The sequence below is a fragment of the Alkaliphilus transvaalensis ATCC 700919 genome (assembly GCF_000621485.1).
Lineage (GTDB): Bacteria > Bacillota > Clostridia > Peptostreptococcales > Natronincolaceae > Alkaliphilus > Alkaliphilus transvaalensis.
In genome coordinates this window covers 12,525-31,692 of the sequence record NZ_JHYF01000013.1, presented here as the reverse complement: position 1 = coordinate 31,692, position 19,168 = coordinate 12,525, and the positions used below count along the sequence as shown (strand labels likewise).

The window sequence follows — 19,168 nt, the reverse complement described above, 5'->3', positions numbered from 1 at the left end:
TTACTACTTTGACTATTTTAGGAGGAATAATGGATGATCGAAATTAAAAATGTTAATAAAACCTACGGAGGTAGTGTAAAGGCTGTTGATGACTTAAATCTTACTATTGCAAAGGGAGAAATATTTGGGTTTTTAGGTCCAAATGGAGCAGGGAAAACAACAACCATTAAGATGCTTACAGGAATTTTAAATCCCGATGGCGGCAGTATAAAGGTCAATGGTTTTGATACAAAAACTAATCCAATAGAAGTAAAAAAACAAATAGGTTTTGTACCAGACTCACCAAACATGTTTTTAAGGTTAAAAGGGATAGAATACATTAATTTTATGGCAGATATGTATGACGTTCCTCAAGAGGTAAGGAAAGAAAGGGTAGAAACCCTAAGTAAACGATTCGGTATGTCAGAAGTATTAGGAGATAAAATTCAAAGCTATTCCCACGGGATGAGACAAAAAATTGTATTAATTGGTGTATTAGTGCATCAACCACCGGTCTGGATATTAGATGAGCCTTTAACTGGCTTAGATCCTCGTTCTTCCTTCATTTTAAAAGAAATGATGAGGGAGCATGCAGATCATAATAATACTGTTTTCTTTTCTACCCATGTTCTTGAAGTAGCAGAAAAAATTTGTGATCGTGTAGCGATAATCAACAAAGGTAAAATCTTATTTTGTGGTACGATGGATGAAATGAAGGATCACTTTAAAAATAATGAGTCTTTAGAAAAAATATTCTTGGAGTTGACGGAAAATGAAGAATAAAACTTTAACCTTAGCAAAAATATTAGTAAAAAATGGTGAAGGCTTTGGAATTGGAAAAGGAAAAGGTAAGTCTTCAAAGGTTATGCTAATTATATTAACTCTTTCTTTGGCACCTTTATTTGTGGGATTTACAAAAGTGTTATTAAATATCTATAACCTTTTATTTACGATAGGTCAAGAGGGTACAATGATCAGTTGGGGTCTAGCTATGCTATCTTTAATAATTTTTGTCTTTGGAATTGTCTATATTATTAGTAGTTTTTATCTTTCCACCGATATAGAAAATCTTTTGCATATTCCTTTAAGACCAAAACAGATCGTAGGTGCAAAATTTTTAGTAGTTACATTTTATGAATATATTATAACTGCTTTTTTCTATCTGCCGATCTTATTTGTTTATGGTATTAAAAGTAGTGCAGGGCTACTTTATTATATTTATGGTATGGTGGTTTTCTTCTTAATTCCTATCTTACCCTTAGCAGCAGCTTCAATATTAGTTATGGTTATTATGAGGTTTACTAATGTAACCAAAAATAAAGATGCCTTTAAATTAGTGGGGGGGTTAATCGCTTTCTTCTTAGCTATGGGGGCTAATGTTATGATTCAAAAATTTACTATGAACCTAAGTCCAGATGAAGTGGAAGCATTACTAAGCGGGGGGGAAAACTCTTTGGTGGCTTTGACCTCAGGGATATTTCCTACGGTTAAATATGCTACAGAAGCACTACTAAACCATCAAGCATTGACAGGTCTATACCAACTTCTTATCTATGTTACGATATCTATTATTGTATATGTGATCTTAATTTCTTTGGGAGAGCTTCTATACTTTAAAGGAGTAGTTGGAATATCAGAAGGTACTTCTAAAAGGAATAGCCAAAAACCAGAGAATTTTGATCAATCTTTGAGAAAGAGTTCTGTAATAAAAACCTATACATTATCAGAGATTAAACTTCTTATTAGAACACCAATTTATTTTATGAATTGTATCTTAATGACTTTCATATGGCCCGTATTTTTTCTGTTTCCATTACTCACTAACTCGATAGATTTTAGTATGCTGGCTGAGATAGGGGAATTTTTGAAAGACCCCCAGTGGGCAGGTAAAGCAGTAGCAGCCGTCTTTGGAGCAATGTTTTTTATTTCTAGTATGAGTGGGATCACATCAACATCAATCTCTAGAGAGGGTCAAGGTCTTTTTGTTAAAAAATATTTACCAGTAAGCTATAGGGACCAAATTACAGCAAAGGTTCTATCTGGATTTATAATTGGCATACTAGGAATGTTAATGGCTGTTGTTTTCATTGGAATATTGTTAAGGCCACCAATCTATCTGTTGTTGCTAGTATTAACAACTGCTTGGATTCCTATTTTACTGTTGTCCTTTACAGGAATCTTTATTGACCTATTTAATCCTAAATTAGATTGGGATACAGAACAAAAAGCTGTGAAGCAAAATCTCAACTTAATATATAATCTACTAATTAGTCTAGTTTTAGGCGGTATAACCCTTTTTCCCATCTTTAAATTTAACTTGGGACTTCTAAGTACTATGCTAGTACTAATTGGTATTACAGGCGGGTTAAATCTCTTAGTATATAAATTGCTTTATACAAAGGGTGTAAATCAATTTGCAAAACTGGAAGGTTAATATAAAAAAAGAATGTAATGGAGGACTTTAGATTGTTTGTTCATGTAGACGCCAATAGTCATGTGCCAATATATCATCAAATTATACAGCAGATTAAAAGTGCTGCTGCAACAGGACTACTGGCTCCGGGTGATAAGTTATTATCTGTTAGGGAATTGAGTCGACAAATTGGCATTAACCCTAATACAATTGCCAGAGCCTATCAAGAATTAGAGCGAGACGGAATCATTGAAACAATCCGAGGCGTAGGTACTTTTTTATCAAGTACACCCATTAGGATTTCCAATGAAGATAAGAAGGAAAGAGTCAAAAAAATCCTGAAGGAATTGTTTACAGAGGCATATCATCTACAGTATGATGAAGATGAGCTTTATCGTGTTTTTCAGGAAGAATTTGATAAATGGAAGTCTCATGGTGGAAGTGAGGGAAAAGATGTTGAAAGCTAGGAATGTGGCAGTAGCCTTAGAAGAAATAGGAATTCAAAAAAAGGGTAGAACAATTTTAAAAGACATTAGCCTAGAGGTCTATGAAGGTGAAGTGTTTGCCCTTTTAGGGCTTGAAGGTTCAGGTAAGACCAATTTATTAAAAGCAATAATGGGTTTAAATCAGATTACGGAAGGTATTAAGGCTGTTTCTTCCCAGTTAGGGTACGTATCAGAAACTAGAGCCCTATACGATCGGATGACTGTCTCTGAAATAGAAGCTTTGTGCAAAGGACTAAGTCGAGAGTGGAATCAGAGTCTATTCTCAGAGCTCCTTAACAAAATTATGATAGATGGTAAATCAATAGTGGGAAGTCTGTCTAAAAGTAAAAAAAGTCTGTTATACATTACCCTAACCCTTGCCACAAATCCAAGAATTTTACTAATAGATGAGCCAATGGAAGGGTTAGATGATTTAACAAAAGAAACCCTGATGTCATTACTATTATCCTTTATGGAGGATGGAAAAAACAGCTTAATATTAGCTTCAAGGACAATAGTCGAGATCGCAGGCATTATTGACCGGTTTGGCGTGCTAAATAAAGGAAAACTCATCTATAATGGAAGTGTTGATGATGCAATAGCCAATTATTGTAGGGTACGAATTGTACCGAAGAAACTTGATGTTGAAATTCCTAATTTAAATGGAATTTATGGCTTGGAAAGGGACGGAAGAAGCATTTTGGTCAGAATTAATCAAGATAAAGAAGAAATCATAGATTATTTAAGGAAAATACCCCATGATTTTTTTGATGTAATTCCTTTGGGAATTAATGATGTCTATAAGGAAATGTTAAGGGAGGAAATGTACCTATGATGTTAACCCTGCTTAAAAAAGAATTAAAGGAACGTCGGTGGTATTTTGTGATTCCCAGTGGATTTTTATTAGTAGCAGCCTTATCACTTCCTTATATGTACCGTAACTTGTTTCCGATCTTATATTTATCCAACAACTTTACTTTTGCTGATTTTGTATGGGGGAGTTGGTGGGGACAACCGGTTTGGCAGATGGGTTATGTATTTGTCTTTTTCTTAGGGTCCAATATTTTAGGGAAAGAAAGGGAATCAGGAATACTAGAATTCTTACTTTCAAGAAATATATCCAAAGGGAAAGTATTGGCTTCAAAGATTATTGTTGATCTATCTATTATTGCTGCAGTAATAGTCTTAACAACTATTGTAATGTTAATTAGTGTTAACTATTCCTCCATTGAATATAATAATAATTACAGTAATTTAAACGTAGCAATATTTTTATGGATTGCCCTTTGTGGAGCCTACTTATTTTGTGGCTTACTTACATTATTAACAAGGGCCAGATGGAAGGGATTTACTTTAGGTTTACTTTGGGTTGTCATTGATTTAATAATCTATACTTATAGCCAAGGGACCTTTTCACTAACAAGATATATGATTGATTCAAGTATCTATATGAATAATGGTTTTCCACTGATACCAGCCATAGTTGTAGTTGTAGCAGGTGGCGGGATCATTAAGTTAACCTATGATATATTTTCTAAGTACTATTAAATTAAAATAAGTTTAATGAAAGGGTACCCTGCAAAGATACTGATAAAAGGTTTTTGCAGGGTACTTGTAAAATATTTCAATATATGATATACTTGTTAAGTTAGTTTAATGGTTGTATATTTTCAAAAATATAACCAAATTTTATAAAGCTTTATAATATAGTCGTTTCAAGATTGTGAATATGAGTTTCATTCTATCTCGTTATTAAAATTAGTTGCCTTCCTAATATAATGAATGTAGATTTATTCTTTTCTTAAATTTTCCATATGATTATTAAACGTAAAATTTATAGGATTAAATAACTTTCGAGCTAACGTATTTAGGTTAGTTTTTTTGTTTTTGAATAAAGATGAATTACATATGGCCTACTATTAAATATAGTTCTTAAAGATAAATTTAGATCTATAAGAGTATCTATGGAATTTCATCAAAATAATTAGTAATGAAAAAAGGAGAAGTCATTATGACAAAAGAGATAATCTTAACCCTAATAGGGTTGTTTTTAGTAACAGTATTCGCCAATATTTTAGGTACATTAAAGAGTATACTAATGGCAAAAAAAATCATGAATCCAGTGTATTTCTTAGTTTTTATTGATGCAATTATATTTGCAACAGTTCTTGGAAAGATCACCAGCTCAAATGGACTCCACTTTGCTTTTGCCTTTGCATTAGGAAAAACACTAGGTGTATTTATGGGGAGCATCATTGAAGAACGTCTTGCTTTAGGAATTTTAGAAGTAGATGTCTTTCTAAATAATAAAGAAAAGATGGTGCAATTAGCAGAGCAACTTAGAGAAGAAGGTTATACAGTCAATAACTTTATCGCACGGGGTAACAACGGGCATGTTAGACATAAAGTAGAGGTTGTGATCAGAAGAAAAGAATTTAAAATTTTAGAAGATATTATGATACAATGTGGTGTGACAGACCCTACCCTTAAGATTAAAAGCTTAAATAAAGTGGAAGGTAAAATTACAACTTCAAGGATCAAGACAGTTTAAAGGGTAAAAAGGAAAAAATGTAAAATTTTCTAATTAATACTTGACATGTAATTATTTCCATATTAATATATAATAATATATTGAGAGTGTACCTAGGGTTCCGGCTTAGTGCGTCAGGTCCGAGCGGTACAGGATTTAATCTACACTTCTGGAGAAAAAGCCCGGAGGACGAGTCTCATAAGAGATCATCCTTGCGGGTTTTTTATATTTTATCAATTAAGGAGGGCTGGGAATGAGTATCATAACGGTGAATCATTTAAGTAAGACCTTTAGGGTAAAAACAAAGGAACAAGGATTTAGAGGAAGCATTAAAGCCATTGTAACCCCTAATTATAAGGAGGTCCAGGCTGTCAAAGACTTATCTTTAAGGGTAGAGGAAGGAGAGGTATTGGCTTTTATTGGTCCAAATGGTGCAGGTAAGTCAACCACCATCAAAATGCTTACAGGAATTTTACATCCAACAATGGGAGAAATTAATGTATTAGGTTTAGACCCAATCATGGATAGAAAAAAGTTGTCTTTTAAAATTGGAACAGTATTTGGTCAGAAGTCACAACTATGGTTTCATCTGCCGCCATTAGATAGCTTTAATTTACTGGGAAGAATCTATGAAATAGAAGAAGGTCTTCTTAAGAAAAGGATTACCAACTTAACAGAGCTATTTGAAATAGCTGATCTGATGGATACCCCTGTACGGAAGCTTTCGTTGGGGCAACGGATTAGATGTGAAATTGCTGCCTCTCTTTTACATCAACCAGAAATTATTTTCTTAGATGAGCCTACCATTGGTCTTGATGTTGTCGTAAAACAGAAGATTAGGGATCTTATTAAAACCCTTAATAAGGAGTTTAAAACAACAATTTTCTTAACCTCCCATGATGCTGGCGATATTGAGCAACTCTGTAAAAGGGCTATTATCATTAACCATGGACAAATTGTTCTAAATGAATCGGTAAAAAATCTAAAGTATAATTATATGAATCAAAAAATAATTGATATTAAATATACTGAACCTGTGGTAATCGAAAATCCAGAGTTAAAGGTATTGAAGAGTAAAGGTTATGCTATCAAGATTGAAGTTGATAGTTCGAAGTGCGATTTAGACCGCATCATAGCCGAACTTATGAAGCTAGGAAAAGTGGTTGATATAACCATTTCAGATCCACCGCTGGAAGAAATTATCTCGGGGATCTATCAAGAAAAAGCTATTGGTGGTGATTCTCTTGAAGGCGCTAAATAAATATTTTTATATTTTTAAAATTAGTCTATCCAACAACTTAGTATATGTTTCAAATTTTATTGCAAGAAATATGTTTTTTGTTTTTATTGTTTATGTCATGCTTTTACTTTGGCAAAACATTTATAGCCATCAGGGGAACATGATAGCAGGGTATACCCTAAATCAAATGATTTGGTATTTAATCATCACAGAAATGGTTACCCTTTCGAGGTCAAATGTTTTTACAGAGGTTTCAGAGGATGTTAAGAAAGGGCAGATTGCCTATTTAATCAATAAACCTTATCATTATATATTTTATTGTTTTTCTAACTCCCTAGGTGAAAGTGGGGTTAAGCTCACTAGTAATATGATCATTGGGATGATTATGGGGTTGGTATATGTAGGCCCCCTGATGAACTTAAATTTAGTACATTTACCCTTAATTTTGATTTCGCTTCTTCTAGGGATGTTTTTGAATTTTTTCATCTATATCAATTTAGCTTTAACCGCTTTTTGGTTTGAGGAGAATACGGCTTTTATGTGGATTTATTCTAAGTTAGTTTTTACATTAGGAGGTATGCTTATTCCAATAGAAATGTTTCCTGGTTGGTTAGAGAAAGTTGCAAGGTATTTACCCTTTGCCTATGTCACCTATGGGCCAGCAAGATTAGGCGTAAAATTCAGTTTGTCAGAGTTCTTTAGTATCATTAGTTTTCAAGTTTTCTACTTAACTGTTTTTATATTTATTTCAATTTTTGTATATCGAAGGGGGGTAAAGGAGCTCAATGTTAATGGAGGTTAAGAAACACCTAAATTTGATTGCAATGTATTTTAAATTTAATTTATCGTCCAGTATGGAATATAGAGCAAGCTTTTTAACCCAAACTTTTGGGATGATTTTAAACAATAGCACCTTTATCTTCTTTTGGTGGATATTGTTTGAAAACATTGAAACAATAGGAGGCTATGGTTTTAGAGAGGTAATGATGATCTGGGCCATTTCTTCTACTTCCTTTGGCATAACCTTTGTTCTGTTTGGTAATATCAGACGAATCTCCCAAATGATTGTTAATGGGGAGTTAGATAGTTACCTATTACAACCTAAAGATGTATTAATTAATATTATTGCCTCTGGGACAGTTATTTCAGCTTGGGGAGATATCTTCTACGGATTAATTCTATTTATGGGGGTTTATAGATTTAGCTTGATAGGCTTAGGGATGTTTATTTTCTTCTCCTTTACAGGTGCAATGGTGTTTGCCAGTTTGTTAATCTTTGCTAACTCCCTAACCTTTTATATGGGCAATTCTCAGGGGATTGCTAGCCTATTTATGGAATTTATGATTACCTTTTCGATTTATCCAGAAGGAATTTATAGGGGATATACGAAATTAATAATATACACATTTTTACCAGCGGCTTTTATCTCTTTAGTTCCTGCAAGGTTAATTAATAACTTTTCTTGGGGGTGGTTTAGTCTATTGATAGGGGCTGTAGTAGCTTGGCTAATTTTTACCTATTATTTCTTCAGGCGAGGTCTTAGAAAGTATGAATCGGGGAATTTGATTGTAAGTAAACTTTAGGGAAAATAAGAGAAAGCAAAAAAAGGATAAGCAATCAATAGAATAGACAATCAATAAAATAAACAAACAATCAACAGAATAAACAATCAATAGAATAAATAATCAATAGAATAAACAATAAAATAGGAAAAATATTAGAAATATAACAACCTCATTTAGACAAGGAAAGTCAAGAAATGCTTATTGTTGGTGTGTTATTCTTTATTCAGGAGGTGAAAAAATGGAGAACTGGGAAAATATAAATGCAGTACAACGGGTACAGGATTATATTGTGAAGCATATTACCGAGGAAATAACCCTACATGGGTTGGCACAAGTTGCAGGTTATTCACCTTGGTATACATCCCGCATTTTTAAAGAATTGGTGGGAAAACCTCCTTTAGAATATATAAGGGCCCTTCGACTAAGCCATGCAGCCTTAAAATTAAGGGATGAGAAGATTAAAGTAGTAGATGTTGCATTAGAATTTGCCTTTAATTCCCATGAAGGATTTACGAGGGCTTTTTCACAGCAATTTGGTATGACACCCAAGCATTATCAGAAGGGGACCCCGCCCATTCCTTTATTTATGCCTAGCTCCATTCGAGAGTATTACCTCATAATAAAGAAGGGAGAAGTGAAGAAAATGGAAAAAACAAAAAATAATATTATTTTCACTCAAGTTGTAGAACGGCCAGCAAGAAAGCTTATATTAAAAAGAGGGATTAAAGCAGACAACTATTTTGATTACTGTGAAGAGGTTGGGTGTGATGTTTGGGGAATTTTGTGTAGTATAAAAGAAGCTCTATATGAACCCATCGGAATGTGGTTACCAGAAAACCTTAGAAAAAAAGGCACATCGGTATATGCTCAAGGAGTAGAGGTTCCAATCAATTATAAAGGAGAAGTGCCAGCGGGTTTTGAAATAATAGAACTTTCTCCTTGTAAAGTAATGGTGTTTCAAGGGGCTCCTTTTAATAATGAAGAATTTGGTGATGCGATAGCTGAATTATGGGAGGCTATGAAGGAATATAACCCCGAATTGTATGGTTTTAAATGGGCTGATGAAGATGGACCAAGATTTCAATTAGTGCCTTTAGGTGAGCGGGGATATATTGAAGCAAGACCTGTTAGGTCCCTAAAACAAGATTAATTGAATAGATGGAAAGAAAAGTCATATTAAACGAGTAAGGATTATTTCTTTGATAATATAATATATTATATATTAACATTGTTCATTAAACACTAAGCAGCTTATGCAATTACCTCAAGGATGAAAAGAAGATAATTAAAGAAGATAATTAAAGAAGAGAATTAAAGAAGATAATTAAAGAAGATTAATTAAAGAAGAAAATAAAGATAGGAAGTAGATGGGGGCCTCAGTATGGATAAACCTAACCTTAATCAATATATAAGGGAAGTTGAGTTGTTGAAAGAGCAACTTCCCCCTATAACACAATATCCCTTTAATATACCGTCCATAGAAAAACTAACAAATTTAAAGTTTCATCCAAATGTCACCTTTATTATTGGAGAAAATGGTAGTGGAAAATCAACCCTATTAGAAGCGATAGCTACCTTATATGGTTTTAATCCAGAAGGTGGGTCTAGAAATTTTAACTTTACTACAAAGGCTACCCATTCTACTTTACATCAACACATGAAGCTTATTAAAGGTGTGAAACAACCTAAAGATGGGTTTTTCTTAAGAGCAGAAAGTTTTTACAATGTAGCTACAAAGGTTGATGAACTTGGAAGTGACCTTTACGCTTCTTATGGTGGAATATCTCTCCATGGGCAATCCCACGGCGAGTCCTTTATGTCTCTAGTGATGGAGCGGTTTAGAGGTAATGGAGTCTATATACTAGATGAGCCAGAGGCGGCTTTATCACCTACTAGGCAATTGGCATTAATAACAAGGATGCATCAATTAATTCAGGAAAAGTCTCAATTTATCATTGCCACCCACTCGCCAATTATTATGGCTTATCCAAATTGTAAAATTTATGATGTAGATGCAGGATATAGAGAGGTTAAATATGATGAAACAGACCATTACCAAATTACTAAAGATTTTCTAAATAATCCATCAAAATTTATTGATCTATTGTTAGAGGAATAGTAGACACTATCGATCTAAAGGAATATAGAAAACTATTCCATGTTATACCTCCCACAGATATTTTCTGTTGAGAGGTTTTTTTTATAACGAATAGGAAAGTTTGACTTTAATTATTATTAAAATAAGAGAACTTTACGTAATGAGTTTCAACAAAGTTATCCTTTGAATCTACCGAAGGAAGACTTGGTTTAATATATAGGAAATTATGCTCTTTTAAAGGTTACAATCGTCATAGCTTTCCGTAATGTATTTCAACACAAGCATACCACTAAATATTTCGTAGGAAGACTTTGTTCTAACGAATAGGAAAGTTCTACTTTAATTATATTTATAAAAATAAATGACATCCTATATTGTATCTTGTACCATGTTCTGTATATTATATACTTGAGGAAATTGCATAATAACATAACTATAAATTATATAGGTTTTATGCAAATATCATATCAAAATTAACTGGCTAAGAATTTACACTTTGATTATGATCTTAGCCAAGAGAGAGGAAGGGAATTACTATGAAAATTGTTGTGTTAGACGGATATACATTAAACCCTGGAGATCTATCGTGGGAATCGTTGGGAAAAATCGGAGAATTGACTGTATATGACCGTACAGCTTTTGATCTTTCAGGCAAGGAAGAAATTATAAAACGTATAGGGGATGCTGAAATCGTATTTACTAATAAAACCCCCTTAAATAGAGAAATAATTGAAAACCTACCAAAATTAAAATATATAGGGGTTTTAGCTACCGGCTATAATGTAGTAGATGTCGAGGCAGCAAAAGAAAGAGGAATAACGGTAACCAATATCCCCACCTATGGTACAGCAGCAGTTGCGCAATTTACCTTTGCCCTCTTGTTAGAATTATGTCACCATGTTGGAAACCACAGTGAGGCTGTATATAAAGGTAAATGGACTAATAGTCAAGATTGGTGTTTTTGGAATCATCCCTTAATAGAACTTGAAGGTAAAACGATGGGGATTATTGGTTATGGTAGAATAGGCCAGCGGGTTGCTAGAATTGCCCATGGATTTGGTATGAAAGTAATAGCCTTTAATCATCGCCCTAAAGCGCTAGATGGAGATGTAGTTACTTTTGTTGATTTAGATGAATTGTACAAAAAATCCGATGTAATCAGCCTTCACTGCCCTCTATTTGAAGATACAAAGGGAATGATTAATAAGGAAACGATTGAAAAGATGAAGGATGGCGTCTTAATTATAAACACTTCTAGAGGACCTTTAATTGATGAAGAAGACTTAGCTGGGGCTTTAAATCGAGGCAAAATTGGGGGAGCAGCAGTGGATGTTGTTACAACTGAACCAATTAAAGAAAGCAATCCACTGCTAAAGTCAAAAAATTGTATTATTACCCCCCATATTGCATGGGCTCCCAAGGAGGCAAGAAGCAGGTTAATGGAGATTGCCATCGATAATTTAGAGAAGTATTTATCAGGGAACCCTGTTAATGTCGTAAAGCCATCTTCTATTTCACCAGTAAATAATATTAAATAATAGAAAATATTAATGAACAAAATGGACAAAAGTAGAAATGCATATTATTAACTGATATAATAGTTGAGTGAATAATTTGACTTTCTAAAGGTTGAATTTATAATAGAGGAAATTGCATAATTAATATTACACTTATATTAATCTTCCAAAGGAAGACTTTGCTTCAGCGTAAATTAATAGGGGACGAAAGGGGGAATAAGCAATGAGTGTCTTTTTATTTATTTTAACTAATAATATTCTACCGATTTTTGCCCTGATTTTATTAGGCTATTTAATGAATAAAAAATTTGATTTGAATATTTACACTTTAACAAAATTAAATTTTTATATCTTTGTCCCATCTTTTACTTTTGTAAATATTTATACCACAACAATACCTTTGGAGATGACAAAAGTAATATTAGGTGCTCTTTTAATCATGGTTATCAACTCATTCATTTCCATAATTCTATCTAAGATGAGAAACTATGATCAAGGAATGCAAAGTGCTTTTTCCAATTCTATTATGTTTTATAATGCTGGAAACATAGGGATTCCCTTAATAACATTGGTTTTTAGTAGTCCACCCTTTGTTGTCAATGGAGAGACCCCCTATCTAAGTATTGCATTAACTGCTCAAATAATGGTTTTAGTTGTGCAGAATATCACCACCAATACAATTGGGTTTATAAATGCAGGGCGTGCTAAAACCCATTGGAAGACTTGTTTAATAAAGGTGTTTAAAATGCCAACTATTTATGCAATTCCTTTAGCATTTCTTTTAAAGCTAGTGCCCTCCTATGACCTAACAAAAGCTTTTATTTGGCCAGCCCTAAATTATTCAAGAAATGCATTGGTACCGATTGCCCTATTAGCCCTTGGGATTCAGTTATCTAGAACAAAATTTGAATTTAATAATAAAGAAGTCTATTTGGCAGTGCTGGTAAGACATTTTATTGGACCTATTTTAGCATTACTGGCAGTATATTTATTAAGATTAGATGGAATAATGGCACAAGTACTAGTAATTGCTGCAGCATTGCCAACAGCAGTAAATTCAGCATTAATTGCAGTCGAATATGATAACTATCCAGACTTTGCCTCCCAAGTTGTAATGACTTCTACATTATTTAGTGGAATCAGTCTAGTATTTATCATTTATGTGGCTAGAATTTATTTTCCAGTAATTTAGTAGTTGAGGAAATTGCATAATTGATATTAATTAATTTTTTTATGTTATAATTTGGTTAGATTATTACATTGTGGAAATAATACATAAAAATTAATAAATATTCAAAAAGGTATTGACGTAACTTCTAAATTAACTTATAATTATAAAAAATAAAGATATGCTATGTATAATTATTTAAAAACGAAGAAGAGAAGAGTAGACTTAGGAAGTAGTTTCAGCGAGCTGGTGATAGTGAAAGTCCAGTACGAAGCCTATTTTGAAGAACATCTCGGAGTTGCTAATTGAAATCCTTTAAAGGAGAGTAGACTTAGACGGAGCCAAACCGTTATCATTGGTAGGTATCGAAGCATAATGTTTCCGTACTGATTAAAGTGAGTGTATACTAATTTGGGTGGTACCGCGGAAGTTAAACCTTTCGTCCCTTTCTATAAGGGATGGAGGGTTTTTTTGTATGAAAAAAGGAGGTTATTATATGACAAACATTAAAAAAGGACTAATGATTCCAGATGGTTATAGACCAATTTTGGGAATTAGAGAAACGGAAGTAGCTATTAAACAATTAAAAGATTTTTTTGAAGGATCACTAGCAAAAGAGCTAAATTTAACAAGGGTATCCGCTCCTTTATTTGTACAAAGGGAAACTGGTTTAAATGATAATTTAAATGGTGTAGAGCGTCCTGTGGCCTTCGATGTAAAGGGAGTCGATGGGTCAGAAGTGGAAATTGTTCACTCTCTTGCTAAATGGAAGCGATTAGCCCTTCAACGTTACGGATTTTGCAAAGGAGAAGGTCTATATACGGATATGAATGCCATTAGAAGGGATGAAGATTTAGATAATATCCATTCTATTTATGTTGATCAGTGGGATTGGGAAAGGGTGTTATTAAAGGAAGAGCGAACAACCGATACCCTAAAAGGAATTGTAAATAAAATTTATCGGGTTTTTAAAGAAACCGAAGATTTTGTTAGCAAGATACATGCTGGCTTTGAAAAATTTCTTCCACAAGATATTTATTTTATTACAACACAAGAATTAGAGGATCGTTTTCCAACTCTAACACCTAAAGAAAGAGAAGATGCGATTGCAAAGGAAAAAGGAGCAGTATTTATTATGCAAATTGGAGACCTCTTGGCATCTGGAACTAAGCACGATGGTAGAGCCCCAGATTATGATGATTGGACACTAAATGGTGATATAATCTTTTGGTATCCAGTATTGGGGATTGCTCTTGAATTATCTTCTATGGGAATCCGTGTTGATGAGGATGCCCTAGAAAGACAGCTGGTGGCATCCAATACTGAAGAAAAAAGAGAATTGGCTTTTCATAAAATGCTATTAGAAAAAAAACTGCCCTATACAATAGGCGGTGGGATAGGTCAATCAAGAATCTGTATGTTCTTCCTACAGAAGGCCCACATCGGAGAAGTACAAGCTTCAATTTGGTCTCAAGAAATGATAACAGTTTGTGAAGAAGCAGGAATCCCATTATTATAGAAGCTTAGGTTACTTGTCGGTAAAATGAAAAAAATAATTAAATAATCAAATAGAATTAGAAATAGAAATAAATGAAAGCTGACATTCTTTTGAAAGGGTGTCAGCTTTTTTGTCTCCTTTAGATAGCAAAAGACAGACTACTTAATTAGCTAGTCTGTCACTTGTTTCTATTCTCACAGCAACAATCTTCTGGTTTAATATTTGAATATTATCTTCTTTTAATCGGTGCATAGATTTGAATAGGGTCAGTTTTATTTTTAAAGTGCCTGTTATACACTTCAAAGAGAGGATAACGTGAGTATGTGTTGCCATTCTTTGTGATTACTGCATCAGGTAAACTGAGGTTGTTTTCTTTTAAAAAAGTTTTGAAGAAATATTGAAAAAATTTCCCGCTGGTTTCGTCTTCCAATGTGCAGTCAAATACTGCATATTCAGTGGCATCGAAACGACGTCCAATTAAGCCAGTCGGGATGTTTTCAAGAGTTGAAACTTCAACAGCAACTATATATTTTGCCGTATCATTCTCTGTTTCACTATGAGTCATGCCATAACAAAGTTGATCGTGAACCTGATTAGGAATGTTCTCTATTAGATTCTCATTTTCCCATTGTTTGTATAAATCACTTATACCTTGAGTTCCCTCACTACTGTGATAATTTATATCGGTTTCTATACCAATTACAAAAAAACTGTCTTTCTTAACAAACTGAACCTTCTCAAACACTTTCTTTAATTCCATAGATATACCTCTTTCCTTTAATAAATTTTCAAGATTTAGAGGGAATGGTTTGATATTTGGATTTAATTGACGGAATTTTGCCGGCGAAATCCCATAGAATTGTGAAAAGCTCTTAGTGAGGGCTTGCTGAGAAGAGAATCCCTTCTCATAGGCGATCTCAATAATCCGTTTATTAGTTCCTTTGAGTTCTAATGCTGTTTGATATAACCGATATCGAAGTATATAATCTTTCATTGTGTAGCTGGTTAGTGTCCTGAACACAGTTGATAAATGCGACGACGAAAGATATACATGGCTAGCAACATCGGAGACAGTAATAGGTTCGCTGTACTGGCAATGAATATATGCTATGGATTTTTTCACAATATCTGTATAATCCAATTCAATCCCTCCTTCTATTATTATAGTATCAAAGGGTAGGTTGAAAGTTTTGTCAAAATTAACTATTTAATGATGCTTGAGGCCTTAATCTAAACAAGGAATCGCAAATTCAAGTTAGTTGATGAAATCATTATACTATATTGATATTAGATAACCAACCATATGTTATTTCATCTTTCTGAGGTTGCATGTCATCATTGACACTCCCAATTCCTTTACTCATAGCAGGAACTCTATTCTCTTAGGTATTCCCTAATATTTTGGTGTTACTTAAAATGTCATTCAAAAACTAAGCTGTCAACATAGCCTTTATCCATGACTTTGTTCTTTTTTGAAGTTAGATGATATTTTGTAAAATCATTGTTAATTTGCAAAAAAATAGAAGGTGTTTTACAGTCGTATATCGAAAATGTAATTATATTAGTAGAATGAAAGTACATATATTGGAGGGAAAGAATGATTAAAGAAAAAAATCTTTAGGTATAACTAGAATAGGGTTTGTTTATCCATTGATAAAGACTTTTATTCTATTGTATAACATACACTTATTGATGCACTAATGTTAAAACATATACTAACAACTAAGAAATTAAAGAAATTAAAAATTAAGTTCTATAAAAAGAAAAAGGAGGGAAGTTTTTTATTGTAAAGCTTTGAGGTTGTTGCTAACAGTGAAAACAATTTAAGAGGAGGATGGTTATGTTTAAAAAGAACAAGTTTTTTTCCTTTTTAATTACTTTTTTAATGGTTTTTAATTTGTTGATTCCGATGGGAAGTGTATTTGCAAACTCAGAAAACACCCTTACCGTAGCTGAAGCCATTGCTAATAATACAGGCAGTGGAACTGTAGAAGGATACATAGTTGGAACAACTCAAACTCAAAGTGTTTTGGGAAGTGGTATTTTTGAAGGGCCCTTTACCGTAACAACGAATGTTCTAATAGCAGATAACCCTGATGAGCGGGATATGTCTAAAATTATGCCGGTACAACTTCCAAATAACGCCATTAGAACAGCTGTTAATTTAGTGGATCATCCTGATAATCTTGGGAAGAAAATTAAAGTTACTGGTGATTTAGCTGCATATTTTTCTGTCCCAGGGCTTAGAAACCTGACAGGCTATCAATTTGTTGCATCAGGTCCAATTGATGAAGACCCAATTGATAGAGACTATATAACCGTTGCAGAAGCCATATTAAATAATAGTGGCAATGCCGTTGTAGAAGGATACATTGTTGGAACAACCCAAACATCAAGTGTTATTGGTAATGGCAATTTTGATGGGCCTTTTACAATTAGAACCAATCTCCTTATTGCCGATAGCCCCGATGAAAGGGATATTACGAAAGTGTTGCCAGTTCAGCTTCCTAATAATGAAATTAGAACTGCTACCAATTTAGTAGATCACCCTGATCATCTTGGGAAAAAAATTAGGTTTACTGGAACTCTTGAAGCTTATTTTGGGGTTGCAGGTTTAAAGACGCTGACTGCCTACGAGTTCCAAGAAGAAGTAAGGGATTATGTCACTGTTGCAGAAGCTATTGAAAACAATACTGGTAATGCCACCGTTTTAGGGTACATTGTAGGAACCAGAAATGTGTTTGATGGTCCCTTTACGGTTAATACAAACATTCAAATTGCCGATAGTCCCTTTGAAAGAGATCTTGCAAAGACCCTGCCAATACAATTGCCAATTGGTAATGTTCGAAATGGTTTAAATCTTGTAGACCATCCAGATAATCTTGGAAAGCTTGTTAAGATTACTGGAGACTTATCTGCATATTTTTCTGCCCCTGGACTAAGAAATGCATCTGCCTACGAGTTTGTAGATGGTGGAGAAGTTCCAACCCCAGATATACCAACGGTTACCATTGCAGAAGCAAGAAACATGATTGGGCGAATCGTTATTACTGAAGGAATTGTTAATGTAGATAACGGACTACTACAACCTGGAAGGTTATCTGTATACACTCAAGATGGAGATGCTGGTATTCAATTATTTAACTATAGCGCTGGTATTTTCCCTGAAATAAAGGAAGGTGACAGTGTTAAAGTTCAAGGTAGAGTTGGAGAATATAATGGAGTTACTCAAATTGTTGTAGACGAATTAACCCTTCAAGAGAGGGGGCAAGTAGTTGAAGTAAAAGAAGTAACAATTGCTGAATATGTAGATCGTAATGTAGCAGAGGCCTATGAAGGGCAGTTGATTACCTTAGAAGGATATATTTTTACAGTGCCAGGCTACGACTATGGTGGTACAAATATTACGATAGTTGATGAAGATCTCAATGTTTTAATTATTAGAGCATGGGAAAGTACGGGAATTGATTTATCTCAAATTGAAGCTAATAAGTGGTACGAAATAACGGCTATATCCAGTGAATATAGAGGAACATATCAAATTCTACCAAGAAGCAATGCTGATTTTGTTGTTTCGGCAGTACAAAAAGATAAGCCTTTTGGAAGTGGTAAAGAGATTAGAGCAACAGTTGAACGAGTGGTTGATGGAGATACAATTCGTTTAGTTGATCCTGTATTTGGTGCTAGAAATGTACGTTACTTAAATATTGATACTTTAGAGACATACCATACCGTGAGAAATGAACTTGACGAAAATCAAATGATGCATGGGTTAAGGGCCGGGGAGTACTTAAGAACTATGCTTTCTGACGGAGATGAAGTGATATTAAAGTTAGGAGACGAACCTCTTGATGGATATGGTAGATTATTGGCAGAAGTATTTACCCTAGATGGGATAAACACCAACTACGAGATGGTTTTAGCGGGTCATGCGGTTACTTATTTTATCTGGCCTTTTGAGGATGATGCAGTATTACATTATGGAGAGGCCCTTCAAATTGCTAGACAAAATCAGTTGGCAATTTGGAACCCTGAAGACCCAATGCTAGAATACCCTTTCGAGTTTAGGGCAAGGGAAAGAGGCGACGAGCTTTATAGACCAGTTGGAGATATTAGAACTAAGTATTATGTAGAGGCAAATGAATGGAGAACGGTTGAACCAGAATATAGAGTGTTCTTTAACAGTGAAGAAGATGCAATAGCAGCTGGATATGTTGTTAAACCAACTGAAACTGTTGATGTAATCGGTAGTGTGAAGCAAGTAGTGGTAGAACTTCATAATAGTAAGGAAATATATAAAAATAGCACCTATAATGTTATTGTTAACCAAATTAATACCATCGAGAACCACTTAGAAAAGGTGAAAGAAGCAAACAATCCAAGGGCGGCAGAAGCCCATGAAAATAATTTATATCGGGCAATTGAAAAACTTAACAGGGATTTAGAAAGAGAATTTAGAAATGGTAATCTATCCCAAGGTGCTTATGAATTAATTTTAGAATATATTAAAGCTACTGAAATACAGTATATAGAGATATTAGAGTCTGTTGCATAATATAAGAAAGTATTTTTAAAAGCTCTTCGAAACGCTTGAATACTTTATCTTAAGCAAAGCAGATTAATATTCTTAATAGTAATATAAAAATAAGGTAAGAAAGAAATAATGGTAATAAAA

General features: G+C 33.7%; 16 protein-coding genes and 1 other annotated feature. Of the genes, 15 read left to right on the top strand and 1 reads right to left on the bottom strand.

All coding sequences use genetic code 11. The annotated features are described in order from the left end of the window. Positions 1-33 precede the first annotated feature (33 nt). From T335_RS0109860 to asnA, 14 genes are all read left to right on the top strand, one after another. Positions 34-762 (top strand): ABC transporter ATP-binding protein, encoded by a 729-nt coding sequence (locus tag T335_RS0109860; protein ID WP_026477401.1) that lies wholly within the window; start codon positions 34-36, stop codon positions 760-762. Continuing rightward, positions 752-2,413: a putative ABC transporter permease subunit gene (locus T335_RS0109855; RefSeq protein ID WP_026477400.1), complete on the top strand. Its 1,662-nt coding sequence runs from the start codon at positions 752-754 to the stop codon at positions 2,411-2,413. Before T335_RS0109860 ends, T335_RS0109855 begins: the two co-directional genes overlap by 11 nt. A 32-nt stretch (positions 2,414-2,445) precedes the next feature. After that, positions 2,446-2,859: a GntR family transcriptional regulator gene (locus T335_RS22835; RefSeq protein ID WP_026477399.1), complete on the top strand. Its 414-nt coding sequence runs from the start codon at positions 2,446-2,448 to the stop codon at positions 2,857-2,859. Beyond that, on the top strand, positions 2,846-3,712 hold the full coding sequence (locus tag T335_RS0109845; RefSeq protein WP_026477398.1) for an ATP-binding cassette domain-containing protein: 867 nt from the start codon (positions 2,846-2,848) through the stop codon (positions 3,710-3,712). Before T335_RS22835 ends, T335_RS0109845 begins: the two co-directional genes overlap by 14 nt. After that, a complete protein-coding gene (locus tag T335_RS0109840) occupies positions 3,709-4,425 on the top strand; it encodes an ABC transporter permease subunit (RefSeq protein ID WP_026477397.1) in 717 nt (238 codons plus the stop codon). The genes T335_RS0109845 and T335_RS0109840 overlap by 4 nt, the downstream gene beginning before the upstream one ends. A gap of 463 nt (positions 4,426-4,888) precedes the next feature. Further along, the gene (locus T335_RS0109835; RefSeq protein WP_026477396.1) at positions 4,889-5,428 is read left to right on the top strand and encodes a DUF5698 domain-containing protein; all 540 of its coding nucleotides are present in this window, start codon (positions 4,889-4,891) and stop codon (positions 5,426-5,428) included. A 232-nt stretch (positions 5,429-5,660) separates the two neighbouring features. Then, positions 5,661-6,668 (top strand): ABC transporter ATP-binding protein, encoded by a 1,008-nt coding sequence (locus T335_RS0109830; RefSeq protein WP_026477395.1) that lies wholly within the window; start codon positions 5,661-5,663, stop codon positions 6,666-6,668. Beyond that, positions 6,652-7,449, top strand: coding sequence for an ABC transporter permease (locus tag T335_RS0109825; protein WP_026477394.1), 798 nt, complete (start codon positions 6,652-6,654; stop codon positions 7,447-7,449). The genes T335_RS0109830 and T335_RS0109825 overlap by 17 nt, the downstream gene beginning before the upstream one ends. Next, positions 7,439-8,230 carry an ABC transporter permease gene (locus T335_RS0109820; RefSeq protein ID WP_242837279.1) on the top strand — a complete coding sequence of 264 codons (792 nt, stop codon included), beginning with the start codon at positions 7,439-7,441 and terminating at the stop codon, positions 8,228-8,230. Before T335_RS0109825 ends, T335_RS0109820 begins: the two co-directional genes overlap by 11 nt. Before the next feature lie 220 nt (positions 8,231-8,450). After that, positions 8,451-9,362, top strand: coding sequence for a helix-turn-helix transcriptional regulator (locus T335_RS0109815; RefSeq protein ID WP_026477392.1), 912 nt, complete (start codon positions 8,451-8,453; stop codon positions 9,360-9,362). Between the two features lie 231 nt (positions 9,363-9,593). Further along, a complete protein-coding gene (locus T335_RS0109810; protein ID WP_026477391.1) occupies positions 9,594-10,331 on the top strand; it encodes an AAA family ATPase in 738 nt (245 codons plus the stop codon). Positions 10,332-10,846: 515 nt separating this feature from the next. After that, positions 10,847-11,848, top strand: coding sequence for a D-2-hydroxyacid dehydrogenase (locus tag T335_RS0109805; protein ID WP_026477390.1), 1,002 nt, complete (start codon positions 10,847-10,849; stop codon positions 11,846-11,848). 202 nt (positions 11,849-12,050) lie between these two features. Next, a complete protein-coding gene (locus tag T335_RS0109800) occupies positions 12,051-13,019 on the top strand; it encodes an AEC family transporter (RefSeq protein ID WP_026477389.1) in 969 nt (322 codons plus the stop codon). 174 nt (positions 13,020-13,193) lie between these two features. After that, positions 13,194-13,445: a binding site (T-box leader), on the top strand. Positions 13,446-13,491: 46 nt separating this feature from the next. Then, positions 13,492-14,514 (top strand): aspartate--ammonia ligase, encoded by a 1,023-nt coding sequence (gene asnA, locus T335_RS0109795; RefSeq protein ID WP_026477388.1) that lies wholly within the window; start codon positions 13,492-13,494, stop codon positions 14,512-14,514. A gap of 208 nt (positions 14,515-14,722) precedes the next feature. On the opposite strand, the gene T335_RS0109790 is transcribed toward asnA, so the two are convergent. Continuing rightward, positions 14,723-15,634, bottom strand: coding sequence for an AraC family transcriptional regulator (locus T335_RS0109790; RefSeq protein WP_026477387.1), 912 nt, complete (start codon positions 15,632-15,634; stop codon positions 14,723-14,725). Positions 15,635-16,333: 699 nt separating this feature from the next. Between T335_RS0109790 and T335_RS21635 the strand changes: the two genes are divergently transcribed. Next, positions 16,334-19,048 carry a DUF6359 domain-containing protein gene (locus T335_RS21635; RefSeq protein WP_051569246.1) on the top strand — a complete coding sequence of 905 codons (2,715 nt, stop codon included), beginning with the start codon at positions 16,334-16,336 and terminating at the stop codon, positions 19,046-19,048. Positions 19,049-19,168: the final 120 nt, after the last annotated feature.

Coding starts and splice junctions, on each gene's coding strand:
- T335_RS0109860 (WP_026477401.1), top strand. CDS start 34: ATGATCGAAATTAAAAATGTTAATAAAACCTACGGAGGTAGTGTAAAG.
- T335_RS0109855 (WP_026477400.1), top strand. CDS start 752: ATGAAGAATAAAACTTTAACCTTAGCAAAAATATTAGTAAAAAATGGT.
- T335_RS0109845 (WP_026477398.1), top strand. CDS start 2,846: ATGTTGAAAGCTAGGAATGTGGCAGTAGCCTTAGAAGAAATAGGAATT.
- T335_RS0109840 (WP_026477397.1), top strand. CDS start 3,709: ATGATGTTAACCCTGCTTAAAAAAGAATTAAAGGAACGTCGGTGGTAT.
- T335_RS0109835 (WP_026477396.1), top strand. CDS start 4,889: ATGACAAAAGAGATAATCTTAACCCTAATAGGGTTGTTTTTAGTAACA.
- T335_RS0109830 (WP_026477395.1), top strand. CDS start 5,661: ATGAGTATCATAACGGTGAATCATTTAAGTAAGACCTTTAGGGTAAAA.
- T335_RS0109820 (WP_242837279.1), top strand. CDS start 7,439: ATGGAGGTTAAGAAACACCTAAATTTGATTGCAATGTATTTTAAATTT.
- T335_RS0109815 (WP_026477392.1), top strand. CDS start 8,451: ATGGAGAACTGGGAAAATATAAATGCAGTACAACGGGTACAGGATTAT.
- T335_RS0109810 (WP_026477391.1), top strand. CDS start 9,594: ATGGATAAACCTAACCTTAATCAATATATAAGGGAAGTTGAGTTGTTG.
- T335_RS0109805 (WP_026477390.1), top strand. CDS start 10,847: ATGAAAATTGTTGTGTTAGACGGATATACATTAAACCCTGGAGATCTA.
- T335_RS0109800 (WP_026477389.1), top strand. CDS start 12,051: ATGAGTGTCTTTTTATTTATTTTAACTAATAATATTCTACCGATTTTT.
- asnA (WP_026477388.1), top strand. CDS start 13,492: ATGACAAACATTAAAAAAGGACTAATGATTCCAGATGGTTATAGACCA.
- T335_RS21635 (WP_051569246.1), top strand. CDS start 16,334: ATGTTTAAAAAGAACAAGTTTTTTTCCTTTTTAATTACTTTTTTAATG.